General features: G+C 58.7%; 14 protein-coding genes. 4 read left to right on the top strand and 10 right to left on the bottom strand.

Annotation, left to right across the window (positions count from 1 at the left end):
- The first annotated feature begins 46 nt into the window (after positions 1 to 46).
- From FD37_RS03635 to yidA, 3 genes are read left to right on the top strand one after another with little or no spacing between them, the layout of a single operon-like run.
- On the top strand, positions 47 to 877 hold the full coding sequence (locus FD37_RS03635) for a lipoate--protein ligase family protein (protein WP_056963539.1): 831 nt from the start codon (positions 47 to 49) through the stop codon (positions 875 to 877).
- 16 nt (positions 878 to 893) lie between these two features.
- Positions 894 to 2,258, top strand: a complete 1,365-nt coding sequence (locus tag FD37_RS03630) for an HD domain-containing protein (RefSeq protein ID WP_056963537.1) — start codon at positions 894 to 896, stop codon at positions 2,256 to 2,258.
- Positions 2,259 to 2,262: 4 nt separating this feature from the next.
- Entirely contained in the window at positions 2,263 to 3,072 is an 810-nt protein-coding gene (gene yidA / locus FD37_RS03625; protein WP_045807169.1) for a sugar-phosphatase, read from the top strand.
- A 573-nt stretch (positions 3,073 to 3,645) separates the two neighbouring features.
- Here the strand turns inward: yidA and FD37_RS03620 are convergent.
- From FD37_RS03620 to FD37_RS03595, 6 genes are all read right to left on the bottom strand, one after another.
- Positions 3,646 to 4,017 (bottom strand): hypothetical protein, encoded by a 372-nt coding sequence (locus tag FD37_RS03620; protein WP_147007761.1) that lies wholly within the window; start codon positions 4,015 to 4,017, stop codon positions 3,646 to 3,648.
- A gap of 195 nt (positions 4,018 to 4,212) precedes the next feature.
- Positions 4,213 to 4,566 carry a DUF3899 domain-containing protein gene (locus FD37_RS03615; protein WP_045807171.1) on the bottom strand — a complete coding sequence of 118 codons (354 nt, stop codon included), beginning with the start codon at positions 4,564 to 4,566 and terminating at the stop codon, positions 4,213 to 4,215.
- A 107-nt stretch (positions 4,567 to 4,673) separates the two neighbouring features.
- Positions 4,674 to 5,654: a ribose-phosphate diphosphokinase gene (locus tag FD37_RS03610; RefSeq protein ID WP_045807172.1), complete on the bottom strand. Its 981-nt coding sequence runs from the start codon at positions 5,652 to 5,654 to the stop codon at positions 4,674 to 4,676.
- Between the two features lie 84 nt (positions 5,655 to 5,738).
- Positions 5,739 to 7,115 (bottom strand): bifunctional UDP-N-acetylglucosamine diphosphorylase/glucosamine-1-phosphate N-acetyltransferase GlmU, encoded by a 1,377-nt coding sequence (gene glmU, locus FD37_RS03605; RefSeq protein WP_056963533.1) that lies wholly within the window; start codon positions 7,113 to 7,115, stop codon positions 5,739 to 5,741.
- A gap of 13 nt (positions 7,116 to 7,128) precedes the next feature.
- Positions 7,129 to 7,965, bottom strand: a complete 837-nt coding sequence (gene purR, locus FD37_RS03600) for a pur operon repressor (protein ID WP_082605111.1) — start codon at positions 7,963 to 7,965, stop codon at positions 7,129 to 7,131.
- A gap of 1,077 nt (positions 7,966 to 9,042) precedes the next feature.
- A complete protein-coding gene (locus FD37_RS03595; protein WP_056963531.1) occupies positions 9,043 to 10,806 on the bottom strand; it encodes a thiamine pyrophosphate-binding protein in 1,764 nt (587 codons plus the stop codon).
- Positions 10,807 to 11,167: 361 nt separating this feature from the next.
- Between FD37_RS03595 and FD37_RS03590 the strand changes: the two genes are divergently transcribed.
- A complete protein-coding gene (locus tag FD37_RS03590) occupies positions 11,168 to 11,410 on the top strand; it encodes a hypothetical protein (RefSeq protein WP_056963529.1) in 243 nt (80 codons plus the stop codon).
- A gap of 95 nt (positions 11,411 to 11,505) precedes the next feature.
- Here FD37_RS03590 and FD37_RS03585 read toward each other — a convergent pair whose 3' ends face one another.
- The 4 genes from FD37_RS03585 to FD37_RS03570 all read right to left on the bottom strand — a co-directional run bounded on the left by FD37_RS03585 (position 11,506) and on the right by FD37_RS03570 (position 15,135).
- On the bottom strand, positions 11,506 to 12,306 hold the full coding sequence (locus FD37_RS03585; protein ID WP_045807223.1) for a metal ABC transporter permease: 801 nt from the start codon (positions 12,304 to 12,306) through the stop codon (positions 11,506 to 11,508).
- A complete protein-coding gene (locus FD37_RS03580) occupies positions 12,299 to 13,000 on the bottom strand; it encodes a metal ABC transporter ATP-binding protein (protein ID WP_056963527.1) in 702 nt (233 codons plus the stop codon). The genes FD37_RS03585 and FD37_RS03580 overlap by 8 nt, the downstream gene beginning before the upstream one ends.
- A complete protein-coding gene (locus FD37_RS03575) occupies positions 12,997 to 13,929 on the bottom strand; it encodes a metal ABC transporter solute-binding protein, Zn/Mn family (RefSeq protein WP_056963525.1) in 933 nt (310 codons plus the stop codon). Before FD37_RS03575 ends, FD37_RS03580 begins: the two co-directional genes overlap by 4 nt.
- A 267-nt stretch (positions 13,930 to 14,196) precedes the next feature.
- Positions 14,197 to 15,135, bottom strand: coding sequence for an alpha/beta hydrolase (locus tag FD37_RS03570; RefSeq protein WP_056963523.1), 939 nt, complete (start codon positions 15,133 to 15,135; stop codon positions 14,197 to 14,199).
- Between the last annotated feature and the right edge of the window lie 369 nt (positions 15,136 to 15,504).

Genomic DNA, 15,504 nt, shown 5'->3' with positions numbered 1-15,504 from the left:
TAGTATAATGATGGGTAAGGAAAACTTGTGAAAGAAGGCTGGTGTCATGTTACCGTTTAACCTCCCCACGACCACCATTCAAACCGTCACCACGTCGATTCCCGCCGACCAGAAGAACCTGGCCTTCGGGTACACCAACGCGCTGCTCGACCTGGTCGCGGATCTCCAGCGTCCCATTCTCCACTTCTGGGACATGCAGCCGACCGTGATCCTGGGCCTTAAGGACAAACGTCTGCCCGACCTGGCCGCCGCCGTGCGGCAGGTCCAGGGTCACGGCTTCGACTGGGTCCTCCGCAACTCCGGCGGGCTGGCCGTCGTGGCCGATCCCGGGATTCTCAACGTCTCGCTATTCAGTCCTCTGACCACGCCGCCCATCAGCGTCGACGCCGCCTACGAACAGATGATGGCCCTGGTGCGCGCCGCGTGGCCGGAGCTGACCATTCGCCACTTCGAGGTCACCCACTCGTACTGTCCCGGTGACTACGACCTGAGCGTGGCCGGGCAGAAGATCGCCGGCATCTCGCAACGCCGCAGTCCCCACGCCCTGGTCACGATGCTGTACCTGGGCATCAACGGTGACCAGCCCGCGCGCGGCCGGCTGATTCAGGACTTCTACCGCGCCGGCCTGGCCGGTCAGGCCAACCAGTGGGGCTTCCCCGCGGTGGACCCGGCGACCATGACCACCACGGCGGCCCTACTACACCAGGCCATCAGCCTGGACGACGCGCGGCAACGCTTCATCACCGCCGCCGAACAAGCCGGCCTCACGGTGGGCCGCGACCACCTGACCAGCGCCATGGCCACGCCGGACTTCGCGACGCGCCTCGACCACGCCACCGCACAAATGATTCGTCGCCAACCCCGGTTGAGCGACTAAAAGGAGGAATCGCGTTTTGTCTTATGCTACCGCTCGATTACCGCGCGAGAAAGTCCTACGCGACCCCGTGCACAATTACATCTATGTTCAACATCAGGTCATCTTGGACCTGATCAACACCAAGGAATTTCAACGGCTGCGCCGCATCAAGCAGCTGGGGACCGCCTCATTGGTCTTTCACGGCGCCGAACACACCCGCTTCGCCCACTGCCTGGGCGTCTACGAGATCACCCGGCGCATCTGTGACAACTTTCAGCGCAACTACCCGACCCGCACGCCGGGCGATGGCGGCTGGGATGACCACGAGCGTCTGACCGCGCTGTGTGCCGCGCTGCTGCACGACATCGGCCACGGGCCCTACTCGCACACCTTCGAGCACATCTTTCACACCGACCACGAAGCCATCACCGTCGAGATTCTGACCTCGCCACAGACCGAGGTCAACCAGGTCCTGCGCAAGGTCAGCCCGACCTTCCCGCAGGAGGTCGCCAGCGTCATCCAGAAGACCTACCCGAATCCGCAGGTCGTCCAGATGATCTCCAGCCAGATCGACGCCGATCGGATGGACTACCTGTTACGCGACGCCTACTATACCGGCACCCAGTACGGGGCCTACGACCTGACCCGGATTCTACGGGTCATGCGGCCGTATCAGGGCGGCATCGCCTTCGCCATGAACGGGATGCACGCGGTCGAGGACTACATCATGAGTCGTTTCCAGATGTACCAGCAGGTCTACTTCCACCCGGTCTCCCGGGCCATGGAGGTCATCTTGGACCACTTGCTGGCCCGGGCCAACGAGCTCTACCAGACCGGCCAGAGTGATGAGAGCTTCATCCCCCACCTGCTCCTGCCGTTCTTCAACCACGAGTTCGACCTGCAGGACTACCTGTACCTCGACGATGGGGTCCTGACCACCTACTTCACCCACTGGCGCCAGTCCCCGGACGACATCCTGGCCGACCTGGCCCACCGGTTCTTAGACCGCAAACCGCTCAAGAGCGCCGTTTTCACCCCGGAGACCCAGCCCCTGATTGCGCCGCTGCGGGACATGATCAAGTCGGTCGGCTTTAACGTCGACTACTACACCGCCACCGACAACAGCTACGACCTGCCCTACGACGACTCGTACGACCCGAAGATGGAACACCCGCTGACCCAGATCGAGCTCCAACAGCCCGATGGGTCCTTGGCGGAACTGTCGACGGTCTCCGACCTGGTCAACGCCTTGCGGGGCAAGTTCACCGGCGACCAACGGTTCTTCTTCCCCAAAGAGATGTTGAACCCCGGTGACGACGCGCCCGACCTATTCCAGCCCATTTACAACGACTTCGGTCGCTACATCCAGAATAACCAACTGATCCAGCCAAAGGAGAATTAACTTCATGACGATTAAACTAATTGCAATTGACATCGACGGAACGTTACTTAACGAGAAAAACGAGTTGGCCCCCGCCACGATCGACGCGGTCCAGGCCGCCGAAGCCCAGGGCATCAAGGTCGTACTGTGCAGCGGCCGGCCGCTCACGGGCGTTATGCCCTACATCAAGAAGTTGGGCATCAGCGGGGATGACCAGTACGCCATCACCTACAACGGCTCGGTCGCCCAGACCGTGTCCGGCAAGGTCCTGATCAACCACTCACTGAGCTACGACGACTACATCGACCTAGAAGCCCTGTCCCGGAAGCTGGACGTCCACTTCCAAGTGGAAACGCCGGACTTCATCTACACGGCCAACCAGAACATCAGCGCCTACACCATCTACGAGAGTAACCTGGTCCAGATGCTGATCCGGTACCGGCCCGTCAACCAGATGCCCCGGGACCTGACCATCTCCAAGGCCATGTTCGTCGACCACGCCCAGGAAATCGACCGGATCAAGCCGCTAATTCCCCAGAGCTTCAAGGACAAGTACTACGTGGTCCAGAGTACGCCGGTCTTCATCGAGGTCATGAACAAGGACGCCAGCAAGGGCAACGCCTTACGCGGCTTAGCTGACGAGCTGGGCTTGACCGCCGACGAGATCATGACGTTGGGGGACCAAGGTAACGACCTGACCATGATCGAATACGCCGGCATGGGCGTTGCGATGGGCAACGCCATCGACGAGGTCAAGGAAGCGGCCAACGCCGTGACCCTGACCAACGCCGAGGACGGGGTCGCCGCCGCCATTCGCAAATACGCATTAAAGTAGCGGCTCATTGATTTCTAGTGGTAGCTGCCGATTACTTCCGCTCAGCTGGGCCGTGACGACCGTGGGCACGACTTCAAGCCACGCAAAGAGCGCGTGTCTTGAAGCTCGGCCTTGTGGTAAGTCAGCTGAAAGACGCTGACCAACCACAATTTCACGGTCTTGGCCCATCTGAGCTCCAGCAATCTGGACGGTGGTGAATCTCCCATTATTTAAGCTTAACCACCATTGTAGTAAAGATACATCGTCCTCTTCCCCGCGGCGTCACAACGGTTAGCCAGCATTTTGAAACTTGTGCCAATCAGATTAAGGTTCGCAGACTCTCGTAATTTCAGAGTCGTACCCACCAAAATCAGCAAATCGCCTCTGTTGCGCTGACATCAGCTGTCATTTCAATGTATCAAATCACCAGCCGACGTAACACGTAAAGAGGCCCCATCAACCAGATGATTGACGGCCTCATCTCGTCAAATCGCAAACATCTTAAACGAAAGCTCATTTAAAAAGTGGCTGACCGAAATCCCAATCGATTCCGGTCAGCCACTTTTTTACTTTTCGATTTATCCCCACGGTGCCCTACCGATTGGCCGGCGCTGGCACCAAGTACCCGCGCCAGACCCAGCCGCCGGACTTACCCTGCCGGTCGCGCAGATGGTCATAGATCGCCGTCTTGTGCGAATAACGGTCATAGACCTTCTGGTGGGCGTCCGCGAGCCAGACTCTGTCCTGCCAGTGCCGCTGGCGGGCATACCGGACCCGTAAGTGCCGCGAATACCGGTCGTCCCGGCGTAAGCGGTAAGGGTGCTGCTGCTTGAGCGGCCGGCGCCACAGGACCTTGACCGACGTCGCCCGCCGTGCCGAGTACTGGTCGGCCGCGGCCGTAGAGACTGTGAGCCCCACACCGGTCACCAGAAGCGCCACGACCATCCCCAACCTGACGATTCTCATCCGTATAACCTCCTCCGATAATCCCCTGATACGTCCGAGTCTACCACGGTTCCCGCTCCCCGCAAAGACCACTCGCGACCCGCCACACCGGCTAAACCGTTGACCGGGCACCGCTTCCGGCAGTTCTTAAGATATCGTGAAGGTCGTCGGTGAAAAAAAGCCTGACCACCGGTTGGCAGCCAGACTGAGTGTCCTCTAAAACAGGGTCAAAATGATGCCCACGACGATCAGGCCCCCGCCGGCCAGCAGGCTGAACCGGGCGCCGGGCGTGACGCGAATCGGTGAGTTCTTGACCGACGCCACGTGTCGCACGCCGACCTTCTCGCCGGGCAAGGGGTCCATCCCCTTACGCCGCCGGTGCCGCCACCCGGTAAACAAGTGGCCACGGGCCAAGACCAGGATGGCGCCGACTACCAGTAAAGCCAGCCCAATCATGAACAGCAAGTTACCGCTCACCATCAGGGGCTGTCCCAGGACGTGCAGGACCAAGGCCACCAGAACCCCGGCCGCGATCACGCCGGTCCCCCAGCGTTGCCAGTTCTTTTGCATGAATCATTGACTCCCTTCGTGTACCGTCGTTTTCAATGGTCTCATTATACCCAAAAAGACCGAAGCGACGCAAACGCCGCCTCGGTCTCGGGTGAACCCCGTCTTGGTTATTGTTCTTGACTGTGGAACCGGTTGTGGAACAAGGGACTGACCGGCCGGTTTTCGTTGATGCGCTTGATGGCTTGGCCAATCAGCGGACCCACGGAAATCTGTTCGATCTTGTCGATCTGCTTGTCGGCGGTCAATTGAATCGAGTCCGTCACAATCAGCTTCTTGATCGGCGAGTTCTTGATCCGTTCGATGGCGGGACCGGAGAGCACCGGATGGGTACAGCTGGCGTAGACTTCCTTCGCCCCCGCATCCATCAGGGCCTGGGACCCCAGGGTGATGGTCCCGGCCGTATCGATCATGTCATCGATCATGATGCACCGCTTGCCCTTGATGTCCCCGATGATGTTCATGATTTCGGCCACGTTCGCCCGCGGACGCCGCTTGTCGATAATCGCGATCGGCGCCTTCAGGAATTCGGCCAAGGCCCGTGCCCGGGTCACCCCACCGTGGTCGGGTGAGACCACGACGGCGTCTTCGGCCAAGCCGTTGCTCAAGAAGTAGTCCGCCAGCAGCGGGGCGCCCATCAAGTGGTCGACCGGAACGTCGAAGAATCCTTGAATCTGAGCGGCGTGCAGGTCTAAGGCCAAGACCCGCGTCACGCCGGCCGTCTGTAACATGTTGGCCACTAATTTGGCCGTAATCGGTTCGCGGGAGCGCGCCTTCCGGTCTTGGCGGGCATACCCGTAGTACGGAATGACCACGTTGATGGTGGCGGCACTCGCGCGTCGTAAAGCATCGATCATGATCAGCAGTTCCATCAAGTTATCGTTGACCGGAGCCGACGTGGACTGGATCACGTACACGTGGCAGCCCCGGACGCTTTGTTCGATGTTGATCCGAATTTCGCCGTCGCTAAACCGGTCCACCGACGTCTTCCCTAATTCGACACCCACCTCGTCGGCGATCTTTTGAGCCAGGGGTTTGTTCGAATTTAACGCAAAAATCTTTAATTTAGGGTCAAAATATTGCGTAGTCATAATTTCCTCCAATAGCAAGTTGCAGCCAGAATTACTACCATAAGTTTATGTTATCCGATTAGGAAACACAAGGCCTGCACGGCATTATTCTCCGCGGTACGGCAGCTTTTGATAGTAGTTCGGCTTGTTGGTCTGGCGCTGCCGGGCAATCGCCATGTCGTACTGATTGACCGCGTCGGTAATCGTGGAGCCCGCCGCGATGAAGCTGTGGTCCGCCACGTCTAACGGGGCGATCAGGTTTGAGTTCGAGCCGATGAAGGCGTCGTCGCCGACCACCGTCTCGTGCTTGTTCTTGCCGTCGTAGTTGACGAAGACGACCCCGCAACCCACGTTGATGTGCTTGCCGAGCTTAGCGTTCCCCACGTAAGTCAGGTGCCCCACCTTGGTGCCCTCACCAATCGTGGCTTTCTTCACTTCCACGAAGTTCCCCAAGTGGACCTTGGGACCGATGTGGGATTCAGGCCGTAAATGACTGTTCGGCCCGATGTTGCTGCCACTGGCCATGTCGGAGTCTTCCAATAAGGAGGACGTGACGGTCACGTGGTCGGCCAACGTGGCGTTGCGCAGTTCGGAGTGGGACCCGATGTAGCAGTTCTCCCCGATGACCGTGTGGCCCTTCAGGAGCACGCCCGGTTCGATGATGGTGTCGGCCCCGATTTGGACGTCGGCGTCGATGTAGGTCGTCTCTGGGTCGATCAGGGTCACCCCATCACGCATGTGCTGCTTGTTGATCCGGTCGCGCATCACGCGGGTCGCCACGGATAAGGCCACCCGGTCGTTCACGCCCATGGATTCGTCGAAGTCCTTCATCCGGTACGCCCCGACGATGTCGCCCTGGTGCTTCAAGATTTCGATGACGTCGGTCAGGTAGTATTCGCCCTGTGCGTTGTCGTTGGAGATCTCGTGCAGCGCCTTGAACAGCTTCTGGTTATCGAAGACGTAGACCCCGGTGTTGATTTCATGAATTTCCTGTTCTTCGGAGCTGGCATCCTTTTGTTCCACGATCTTCTCGACAATGCCGATGTTGTTCCGCACGATGCGGCCGTAGCCGGTCGGGTCGGGCGCCATCGAGGTCAAAATCGTCGCCGCCGCGTGCTTCGCTTCGTGATAGGCGAAGAGGTCTTCGAACGTTTCGGCCCGGAACAACGGGGTGTCCCCACTCACAATCAACGTGGTCCCCTGTTCGTCCTTCAACAGCGGTTCGGTCTGCAAAACGGCGTGACCGGTCCCCAGCTGCTTGGCCTGTAAGACGTACTGCGTCCGGGTCCCCAGCGTGGCCTTGACCTCGTCGGCACCGTAGCCCACGACCGTCACGACCTTGTCCATGTGGGTCTTTTCGACCTGGGTCAGCACGTGGTCGACCATGGCCTTCCCACAGACGCGATGCAACACCTTGTACAGCTTCGACTTCATCCGGGTTCCCTTGCCGGCAGCCAGGATGATGGTATTTCTAGTACTCATAACAACCAGTCTCCTACTTTAAATTATTGTCTTCCCCAAAAATTTGCGTCAGGTAGTTCCCTGGCGTGATGTGAATCTGTTCGTCTTGCGTGTGCACCTTTAAGAGGGAGGTGTACTTGCTAACGGTCCGTTGACCGCCGAAATCGCCTTCCGCAAACACGGCCACGCCGGCCAGTTGAGAATCGAATTCGTCGACCAGTGAGCGCAGACCACCCACGGTCCCGCCGCCCTTCATGTAATCGTCGACGATCAGGACCCGCGATCCGGGCTTGACGCTGCGCTTAGACAGCGCCATCCGTTCGATCCGCTTGGTCGAGCCGGAGATGTAGTTCACGCTGACCGTGGACCCTTCGGTGATCTGGGAATCGTGGCGGGCGATCACGAACGGCACGTTCAGGTAGTTGGCCACGCTTTGCGCCAACGGAATCCCCTTGGCCGCAATCGTCACCACCACGTCGACCGTCTGGTTCAGGTACTGCGTGGCTAGGATCCGACCAATCTGCCGCAATGCGGAGGGCCGGCCTAAGATATCGGACATGTAGACGTAGCCACCGGGAAGATACCGGTCGGCTGCGGACAGGTCACCAATCATTTCATCAACAAATTGTTCGGCCTCTTCCCTTAAAATGTAGGGAATGAACCGCGCCCCGCCGGCAGCACCGGGGACCGTTTCCAGTAAACCGGTTCCTCGGGCCTGGAAGGTCCGCTTGAGAATCGTCAAGTCTTCACTGATGGAAGACTTCGCCGATTCATAACGAGCAGCAAAAAATGTCAGGGACACTAACTGGTGCGGGCGTTCCATTAAGTAGCGGGTCATATCGACCAACCGGTCACTTCTTCTGACTTTCAACCTGTTCACCTCAATATACTTTCTTTAGCACTAATTGTCTGCTTTATTTTAGCATAAATGTTCGGGTTTATCGTGGGATTTCCGTTAGAATTCAAAAATTAACCCGGAAAATTAAGCTTCTGGGTCGCGTTTCTGAGCCGAACGTTTGGCCATGGTACCGCTCTCAATTTACGAGTGCTGGCTCGCTGCTTCCGCGGCCGCCACCCCGTCTCATCCCGCCGGTCAGCCACTTGCATTTTAGCAAGGATCAACTGAAATGGAAACGATAACGCCTCTTAGACCTACAGGTGATAATTGTCGCTCCACGCCGGCGAGCAAGCTGGTCGTGGTCAGTGCCTTCCGGTCGGTCAGAAGCGGGCTGGAACGTAGCCGGCACGACTTCAAGCCTTAGGAAGGCCCCCTAAGTCTTGAAGCTCGGCCTTTCTGTAGGCCGGGAAGCCCCCCGGCCAACAGAAAAGAGGCTACTGAGCCCGCTTCTGACCTCCCTCTCGGCGTACATTGTCTGAGCTGGCGACCGTGATGACCAGTATCGATGGTTCAACCGAGTGATTAAGATGCTAATCGACCTGTTTCCTTGAATCAAATAGGGACTTACGCATCGTGCGAGTTGACCAAAAAATGATGGTGGCGGTGACCTATGCTCTGTCAACTTATGTTTCCGTACTCAACCCGAGGAACAGGTGTCGACACCTTTCTACTACGGCGGCAGTTAAGACGAACCGGCAGGACGACCGCCATTATCACGCCCCAACTGAGCGGAAGCAATTGCTAGTTTCCGTTAACTTTAAGAGCAGGACGTGTGGTCCCAAGCGTCATGGCTCCCCCCTATCCAGCACCGTGGCGTTGGCGTTTTTCCCGTGGTGAAATGCGTGTTAGTCAGCGTTTCTCAGCTGGCTTACACGCAGGTCGAGTTCTGGAGATTCATGCTTTTTGTGAAGCTTCAGAATCGTGCCCACCTCGGGAAAATTTAGCCGCCAGAACGGTGCGCCAATCCCCTGCTAAGTTGCCATCTTCGTGGGACCAAAAAAAGAATCGTCAACCACTAACCGTTGACGATTCCCTAAAACATTCATTTAATTACAGGTTGTCACCCTTGGCCCGCAACAGCTCGCCCAAGGACGGTTGTTGCCGGGTGTCGAGGTGGTTCTTCTTGGCGTAGGCGTCGACCGCGTCTTGGCCGTAGAGCTGGGGATCCAGTGGCATGAAGGCCGTTTCGATCGGGTCGTCGTCCTTGATGACGGCGTTGACCACGATTGGCTTGGTGTTGCCCTTGGCCTGCAGGTCCTGGATGTGGTTAAAGGCGTTCTCCACGTCGACCTTGTTGCGGACCGTGAAGCCGATGCCGCCGAGGCCCTCGGCGACCTTTGCCCAGTTGGCCTCCGTCAGGTCGACCCCGTAGAGGTGTTGGCCGGACGTAACCTGTTCGTTGTAGATGAAGCCGAACCGGTTGTTGGTGAAGACCACGTTAATGACCGGCAACTGGTACCGCGCCTCGGTGATCAGGTCTGGTGCGACCATCGCGAACCCACCGTCACCGGAGAAGGACCAGGCTTGGGCCCCCTGAGCAGCGTCCAACGCCCCGGCCAGCCCAGCTGGCAGGCCGTAGCCCATCGTGGCGAACAGCCCGGATAAGGCGAAGCGTTGCTGCTGGTTCATCGGCAAGCCCCGGACGGCCCACTCGGACACGTTCCCGGTGTCGACCCCGTAGATATCCTGCGGGCCGACCATAGAAGCGACCTTGCGCATCACCGTTTCGGGTGCGAGACCGTCACGATCGTCTTGGGCCACTTGTCCCAACCAGGCGTCCCAGTTGGCCTTGTTTTCCCGGTTGGCCCGCAGCCAATCCGTCTCCGGCAAGGTCTCGCCGGTCGCAATCATCGCCTGCAGGTACGCCTTGGCATCCCCCAAGACCGCGTAGTCGACGGGCACCATCTTGCCGATATCGAAGGCGTTGTCGTTGACCTGGATGATCTTGACGTTCTTCGGCCAGAACTTCGCAAACGGGAACTCGGACCCCAGGAACAGGATCAAGTCGGTATGCTGTAAGGCCTCGAAACCGGACTTCGACCCCAACCGGCCGAACGTTCCGATGGCGTTCGGATGGTCGGTCGGGATCACGCCAGTCGCCGGCACCGTGTTCATCACGGGCAGGTTGAACTGTTCGCTGAATTTAACCAGTTCGGCGCGGGCCCCTAAGAGTCCCCGGCCGGCGTAGACCAGCGGGTGCTTGGCGGCCTTCAGGAGGGCCAACGTGGCCTGAATCGCGGCGGGGTCAATGACCTGCTGGTAGCTATTGGAGACCAGGTTCGGCGTCTTCACGGGTTCGTAGTCGATCTCGGTCGTGGACAGGTCTTCGGGGATGATCACGATGGCCGGGCCCTTTTGCCGGTAGGCTTCCTTGATCGCCTGGTTAACCACGTAGGGCAGCTGCTCCGCCGTGGTGGCCGTGCGGTTGTAGACGGCGACGTCGCTAAACATCGGGGTCTCGTCCATTTCTTGGAAGTAGTTGGTGTTCATCGCACTCTGGGGCACCTGCCCCACGATGGCTAAGACGGGGACGTGGTCCATCTTGGCATCGTACAGCCCGTTGAACAGGTGAGTGGCCCCGGGGCCAGCGGAACCAAAGGAGACCCCGATCTTACCGGTATACTTGGCGTCAGCCGCGGCGGCCAAGGCGCCCACTTCTTCGTGGCGCACCTGAATGTACTTGATCGCGTCCTTTTCCAGATACAGCCCCTCAACGGTATGGTTAATGGAACCTCCGGGAATCCCGTATACGTGATCCACGCCCCATGCTTCTAAAACTTTGACCAATGCTTGTCCTGCAATCATCTTTGTCATGTTAATCGCACTCCTCACCGTTTTAGGCGCCAACTTTTGGTGCCGATTTAATTTACATGAGTCATCATAGTCCTCTCGAAACAAAAGTGCACGTCATTTTACTTATTTTTTGTAAGTATATTTTCTCACATGTTGAAAACGCCGCCATGCCGGTATTGACGGGCTAGCTGCGAGGTTCCGGATGCATCGTCAGCTGGCCCCCTTTCCGTCATCCGCTAGCAAATGCCCCGTTCACACACTTGGGGGCGGGTGGTCAACCGCACTATCATTATTTTTATATCGTTCATAGAGTTGTCAATTTGTCGCTTGACCGGTAGACTGGGACCCGCACCTATCACATTTCTGGGGGAGGAATCGTTCATTGTTAGCCACATCCGTTTGGTCGCTGCTGTTGCCACTCGGCTTCATCGGCGCCCTGATGCTGGGACAGTGGCTGGAGCCCGTCTTTCACCGGCCACCGATGACCGCTAGTTGGGTCAACGTCGGCGCCGTCATCGTTTTTTCGGTGGCCATCTGGCTGCTCGTTCCCAACCGGGGCCTGGCGCTGTTCTTGATTGGCATCAACGTGACCTGTGACGCCTGGATCATCTGCCGCCGCCACTAATTCCCGTTTTGACACCAGCTAGTCAAAAAGCGAGCCTGAGACGTTTGTCCCAGACTCGCTTTGCTGATTTTTGAAATAACTGTCCTGGAAAGTGCCTACTTGGCCGCCGTCTGAAAATGTTGCCAGCCCAGGGCCAGGAAGTAAAAGACCGCTTCGATGGCCGCAATGAAGAACGAGACCGGATAGTTGGTCACGTAGCTCAGCACCAGGCCGCTCCAGACCCCGGCCAGGGCCAGCAGAATCGCCAGCCCCATCATGCCCCCCACGGAATGGGCGAAGTACTTCGCCGTGGCCGCCGGCAGGGTCAGCAGGATAAAGATCAGTAACGACCCCACGATCTGGGCCGCCACACTCACGCTCAAGGCCAGCAGGACCAGGAAGGTCACCGACAGCGCGTTGGTCCACAGTCCCTTGACCTGGGCCCCGGTATGGTCGAACGAGTCGAACTTCAGGAACCGGTAGATCACCAGGACCACCAGCAGGACCAGGATCGACAGCACCAGCATCTGGTACACGTCATGGGTGCTGATCCCGATGACGCTACCGAACAGGATGTTGGTGGCGTAGCTGGCATTCTTATTGGCCAACGACAGGAACAGGATCCCCAGACCGATAAACAGCGCGGAAATGGCGCTGGTCGCGGCCTCCCGCCGTTCAGCACGGACACTCAGTTGACCCACGATGACCGAGCTGACCACGGTGAAGAGCAGCATCCCACTCAACGGAGACCAGCCGGCAAAGATGCCGAAGGCCGCCCCGGAAAAGCCGATTTCGGATAACGTATGCGTCAGAAACGACATGTTGCGGGCAATCACGAAGACCCCCATGATGCCACAGATGATGGCGATGATCGTTCCGGCCGCAAACGCGTTGCGCATAAATTCGTAACTAAACACGTTCACCCCTCCAAACCTTCTGGTCAGTCAGTTCCGCAATGGCCCCTTGCTCGGTCCCGTGGGGCGTCAACATCAGGTAATGCTGACTGTACTTTCTGGCTAACGGGATGTCGTGGGTGACGAACAGGACCGTCAACTGAAGGTCGCGGTTCAGCGTCGTCACCAGGTCCAGCAACTCGGTCTTGGTGACCGGGTCGAGGCTGGCCGTCGATTCGTCGAGGATCAACAGGTTGGGCTGTTCCACCAACGCCTGCGCCAGGTACGCCTTTTGCTTCTCGCCCCCGGACGCCTGACCGATGGGCCGGGTCGCCAGCCGGTCCAGTCCCGTCTCGTGCAGGATCTGGGTGACCCGTTGCCGCTCGCGGCGACTCAGCCACGGGAGCTTCCAGCCGGTCAGGTTCAGGCCGATAAAGTCCCGGATCGTCAGGGGATACTCCGGGTCGATGTTGCGAAATTGCGGCACGTAGCCGATTTTGACGGCGTTGACCCCCGGCAGGTACCGCACCGTCCCGGTCGTTGGCCGAAGCTGGTGGAGAATCGTGCGCATCAGGGTGGTCTTGCCGACCCCGTTCTCCCCGACGATGCTCCAGAAGTCTCCCTGGTGCACCGTCAGTGTCAGGTCGTTAAAAACGGGGTGGCCCGGAAAGGTCATCCCCAAGTGGTCTAATTGTAGAATCGGTTGCGTCGTGGTCATTCAGAGGTCCTCGCTTCCTGTTGAATCCGTAAAACTTGACGATACTGCCCCGCCATCCAATCGCGATAGGTCTGGTGGACCGGCATGGTCTCGGTCACCCGCACCACGGGTACGTGGTATTGGTGCGCCAACTTGACCATGGTCGCGACGTTCGTACTGGAATTTTGGGTGTTCTCGACAAAAAAGGCAATCTTGTGGTGTTTGATCTGATTCTGCAGCTGGGTGATGTCCGCCGGCGTCGGGTCGCTGTCTTCCTCGATGGCCTGGGCGAAGTGGGAATCACTCACGCGGTATCCCATCTTCTGGAGGGCCAGGCTAAAGACCGGCTCGCTGACCGCCACCGCCTGGCCGTGCGCGTGCTGCTTGATCTGCCGCACCAGCCGGGGGAGTATCGCCAGCTGCCGCTCATAGGCTGCCCCCCGCCGCTGAAAATCCGCCGCGTGGGTCGGGTCGAGCTGGCTAAATTGCTTGACCAGCTGCCGGGTCATGGTGATCATCAGGTCCGGGTCGCTCCAGAGGTGGGGGTTATCCCCCATCTTGCGGCCGAGTAACTGGCCGAGGGTCACCGTGTGAATCTGCGACGTGGCGTTCGCCGCCACCAGCCGGTCCATCCAGCTATCGTAGCCCAGACCGTTTTGAATCACGACGTTGGCCTTGGCGACCCGTTTGGCCGTCGCAATGTCGGGTTCGAAACTTTCGGGATCGATACTGGGACTGTTGATCACCGTGGTGACCGTGCCCGCCGACCCCAGAATCTTCTGCGCCGCTTCCCCGTAAAAGTCGAGGCTGGCCACCACCCGGATGTGCGCGGTGGTCGTGGTTTTCGATTGGGAGGAGGTCGTTGCCGTGCACCCGCTCAGCATCAGGGCCACGACCCCGATCACCAGCAGGCATCCCGTCAACCAACTTTTTTGCCGCACAAGATTCATCTCTTTTCATCCAAATTTGTAAATGATAACTATTACCATTTACCAGTTTACCGATTTTTGAAAGCCTGTCAATCCTTTTTCGGCAATCATCTTTTTTCGTCTTAGCTCCTGAGGGGGTCGGCCGGTCCCCTCAACCGGCACCGTTGCTGTCGAAAAAGGGCCAAAAATAAGAAGGAATTTCGCGAAAGTCAGCCGAATTTCCTTCTTATTTGAATCGTCTTCAAGTCAGCATTCAATCACGACGAATGGGCCGGGACCACTGCAGCCTTAGTGCACGTAAGGTTGCAGGAAGTCCGCCACGAGCTGATCGTACTTGGCGGGGTCGGCCGCCCGGGTGGCGATGTGGGCCGCGCTGGGGTGGCGGTACTTGCGCTTCGGCCCCGCGGCCGCCTGGTAGAGCACGTCCAGGTTTTCGACGGGCACCGTTTGGTCGTTAGCGCCCTGGATCAGAAAGACCGGCAGCTGCGTGTGCCGCAACTGCTCGGCGATGTCGCCATCGGCCAACCGGTAGCCGGCGTCAAAGCGTGAGTACTGGTTCGCCAGCGACATGGTCGGGTGCGCCGGTACGTGGTACTTATGGTGCAGCCGGAACTGCGCCTCGCCCAGGATGGAGGCGTAGCCGGAGTCCGCGACGACCGCCTTGACATTGGCTGGCAGGTCCTCGCCGGCCGTGGCCAGGACCGTCGCGGCCCCCATCGAGATGCCCATCAGGACGATCTGCACGTCGGCCCCCCGCAGATCGATCACTCGCTGGATCCACTGTTGGTAGTCGTGGCGGTCCAGCCAGCCGTACCCGATGGTGGTGCCCTCACTTTCGCCGTGGGCCCGGGCGTCCGGCATTAGGACGCTGTAGCCCCAGCTCTCAAAGACCCGGGCGTAGGGAATCATCTGCTCGCGCGAGTGCCCCAAGCCGTGGGCCAGGATGGCAACCTTATTGCCAGGCGCTTCGTGGGCCAAAAAGGATGCGCGTAACGCCAGGCCGTCTTCGCTGGTGATGCGCCATTCACGGGGCTGCTGCATCAGGTACCAGGCGTTATCCGCCGCCGTGTTCTCGGCGATGGAGCGCCGCCGCGACTTACGCCGCCCCCGGGCAAACGACTTCATGCCTACCTGGTAGACGATTGCCGTACCTCCCAACACACCTGCCAAACTGGTGGCGGCCAAGGCCGCCGTGATACCTGCCCACTTCTGCCACTTCTTTGCCATCTGCTTGTCCCCCTTGATCTTAGTTCGTTGCCCTTACCATACCCGAAATTTTGTCCGGTTGCCAACCTTTGACGTCAAATTTTAGCAGATTTTCACGATTGGGGCCGCCCGTCCTGCCCGGTGGGAATGGCGGAGGGCACGCAACTGACACCATCCCTACCGAACAGCCTGGTTGGTCCCGGTAACCCGAAAATAACGCTTAGTTGCTTGCTCGAACCCCCTCTCAAATCACTGCTTGCCAAGATTGAATCGGTCATCAAGGACCTGTCGGGTGCCATCAACGTTCTAAAAAAAGCAGCAACCGGGAATCATCTTAAAGTGAACCCCCTGAGTTGGAGTAAATCCAAACTCAGGGGGTTTTACTATGTT

Origin of the sequence: Levilactobacillus spicheri DSM 15429, from assembly GCF_001435095.1 — a bacterium.
GTDB classification, from domain to species: Bacteria; Bacillota; Bacilli; order Lactobacillales; family Lactobacillaceae; genus Levilactobacillus; species Levilactobacillus spicheri.
This window is presented reverse-complemented; position numbering and strand designations above follow the sequence as displayed.

Excerpts from the sequence above, each read along its gene's own strand:
- FD37_RS03580 (WP_056963527.1), bottom strand. The coding sequence starts at position 13,000 with ATGACCACGACGCAACCGATTCTACAATTAGACCACTTGGGGATGACC.
- FD37_RS03595 (WP_056963531.1), bottom strand. The coding sequence starts at position 10,806 with ATGACAAAGATGATTGCAGGACAAGCATTGGTCAAAGTTTTAGAAGCA.
- yidA (WP_045807169.1), top strand. The coding sequence starts at position 2,263 with ATGACGATTAAACTAATTGCAATTGACATCGACGGAACGTTACTTAAC.
- FD37_RS03635 (WP_056963539.1), top strand. The coding sequence starts at position 47 with ATGTTACCGTTTAACCTCCCCACGACCACCATTCAAACCGTCACCACG.
- glmU (WP_056963533.1), bottom strand. The coding sequence starts at position 7,115 with ATGAGTACTAGAAATACCATCATCCTGGCTGCCGGCAAGGGAACCCGG.
- FD37_RS03610 (WP_045807172.1), bottom strand. The coding sequence starts at position 5,654 with ATGACTACGCAATATTTTGACCCTAAATTAAAGATTTTTGCGTTAAAT.
- FD37_RS03620 (WP_147007761.1), bottom strand. The coding sequence starts at position 4,017 with ATGAGAATCGTCAGGTTGGGGATGGTCGTGGCGCTTCTGGTGACCGGT.
- FD37_RS03615 (WP_045807171.1), bottom strand. The coding sequence starts at position 4,566 with ATGCAAAAGAACTGGCAACGCTGGGGGACCGGCGTGATCGCGGCCGGG.
- FD37_RS03570 (WP_056963523.1), bottom strand. The coding sequence starts at position 15,135 with ATGGCAAAGAAGTGGCAGAAGTGGGCAGGTATCACGGCGGCCTTGGCC.
- FD37_RS03575 (WP_056963525.1), bottom strand. The coding sequence starts at position 13,929 with ATGAATCTTGTGCGGCAAAAAAGTTGGTTGACGGGATGCCTGCTGGTG.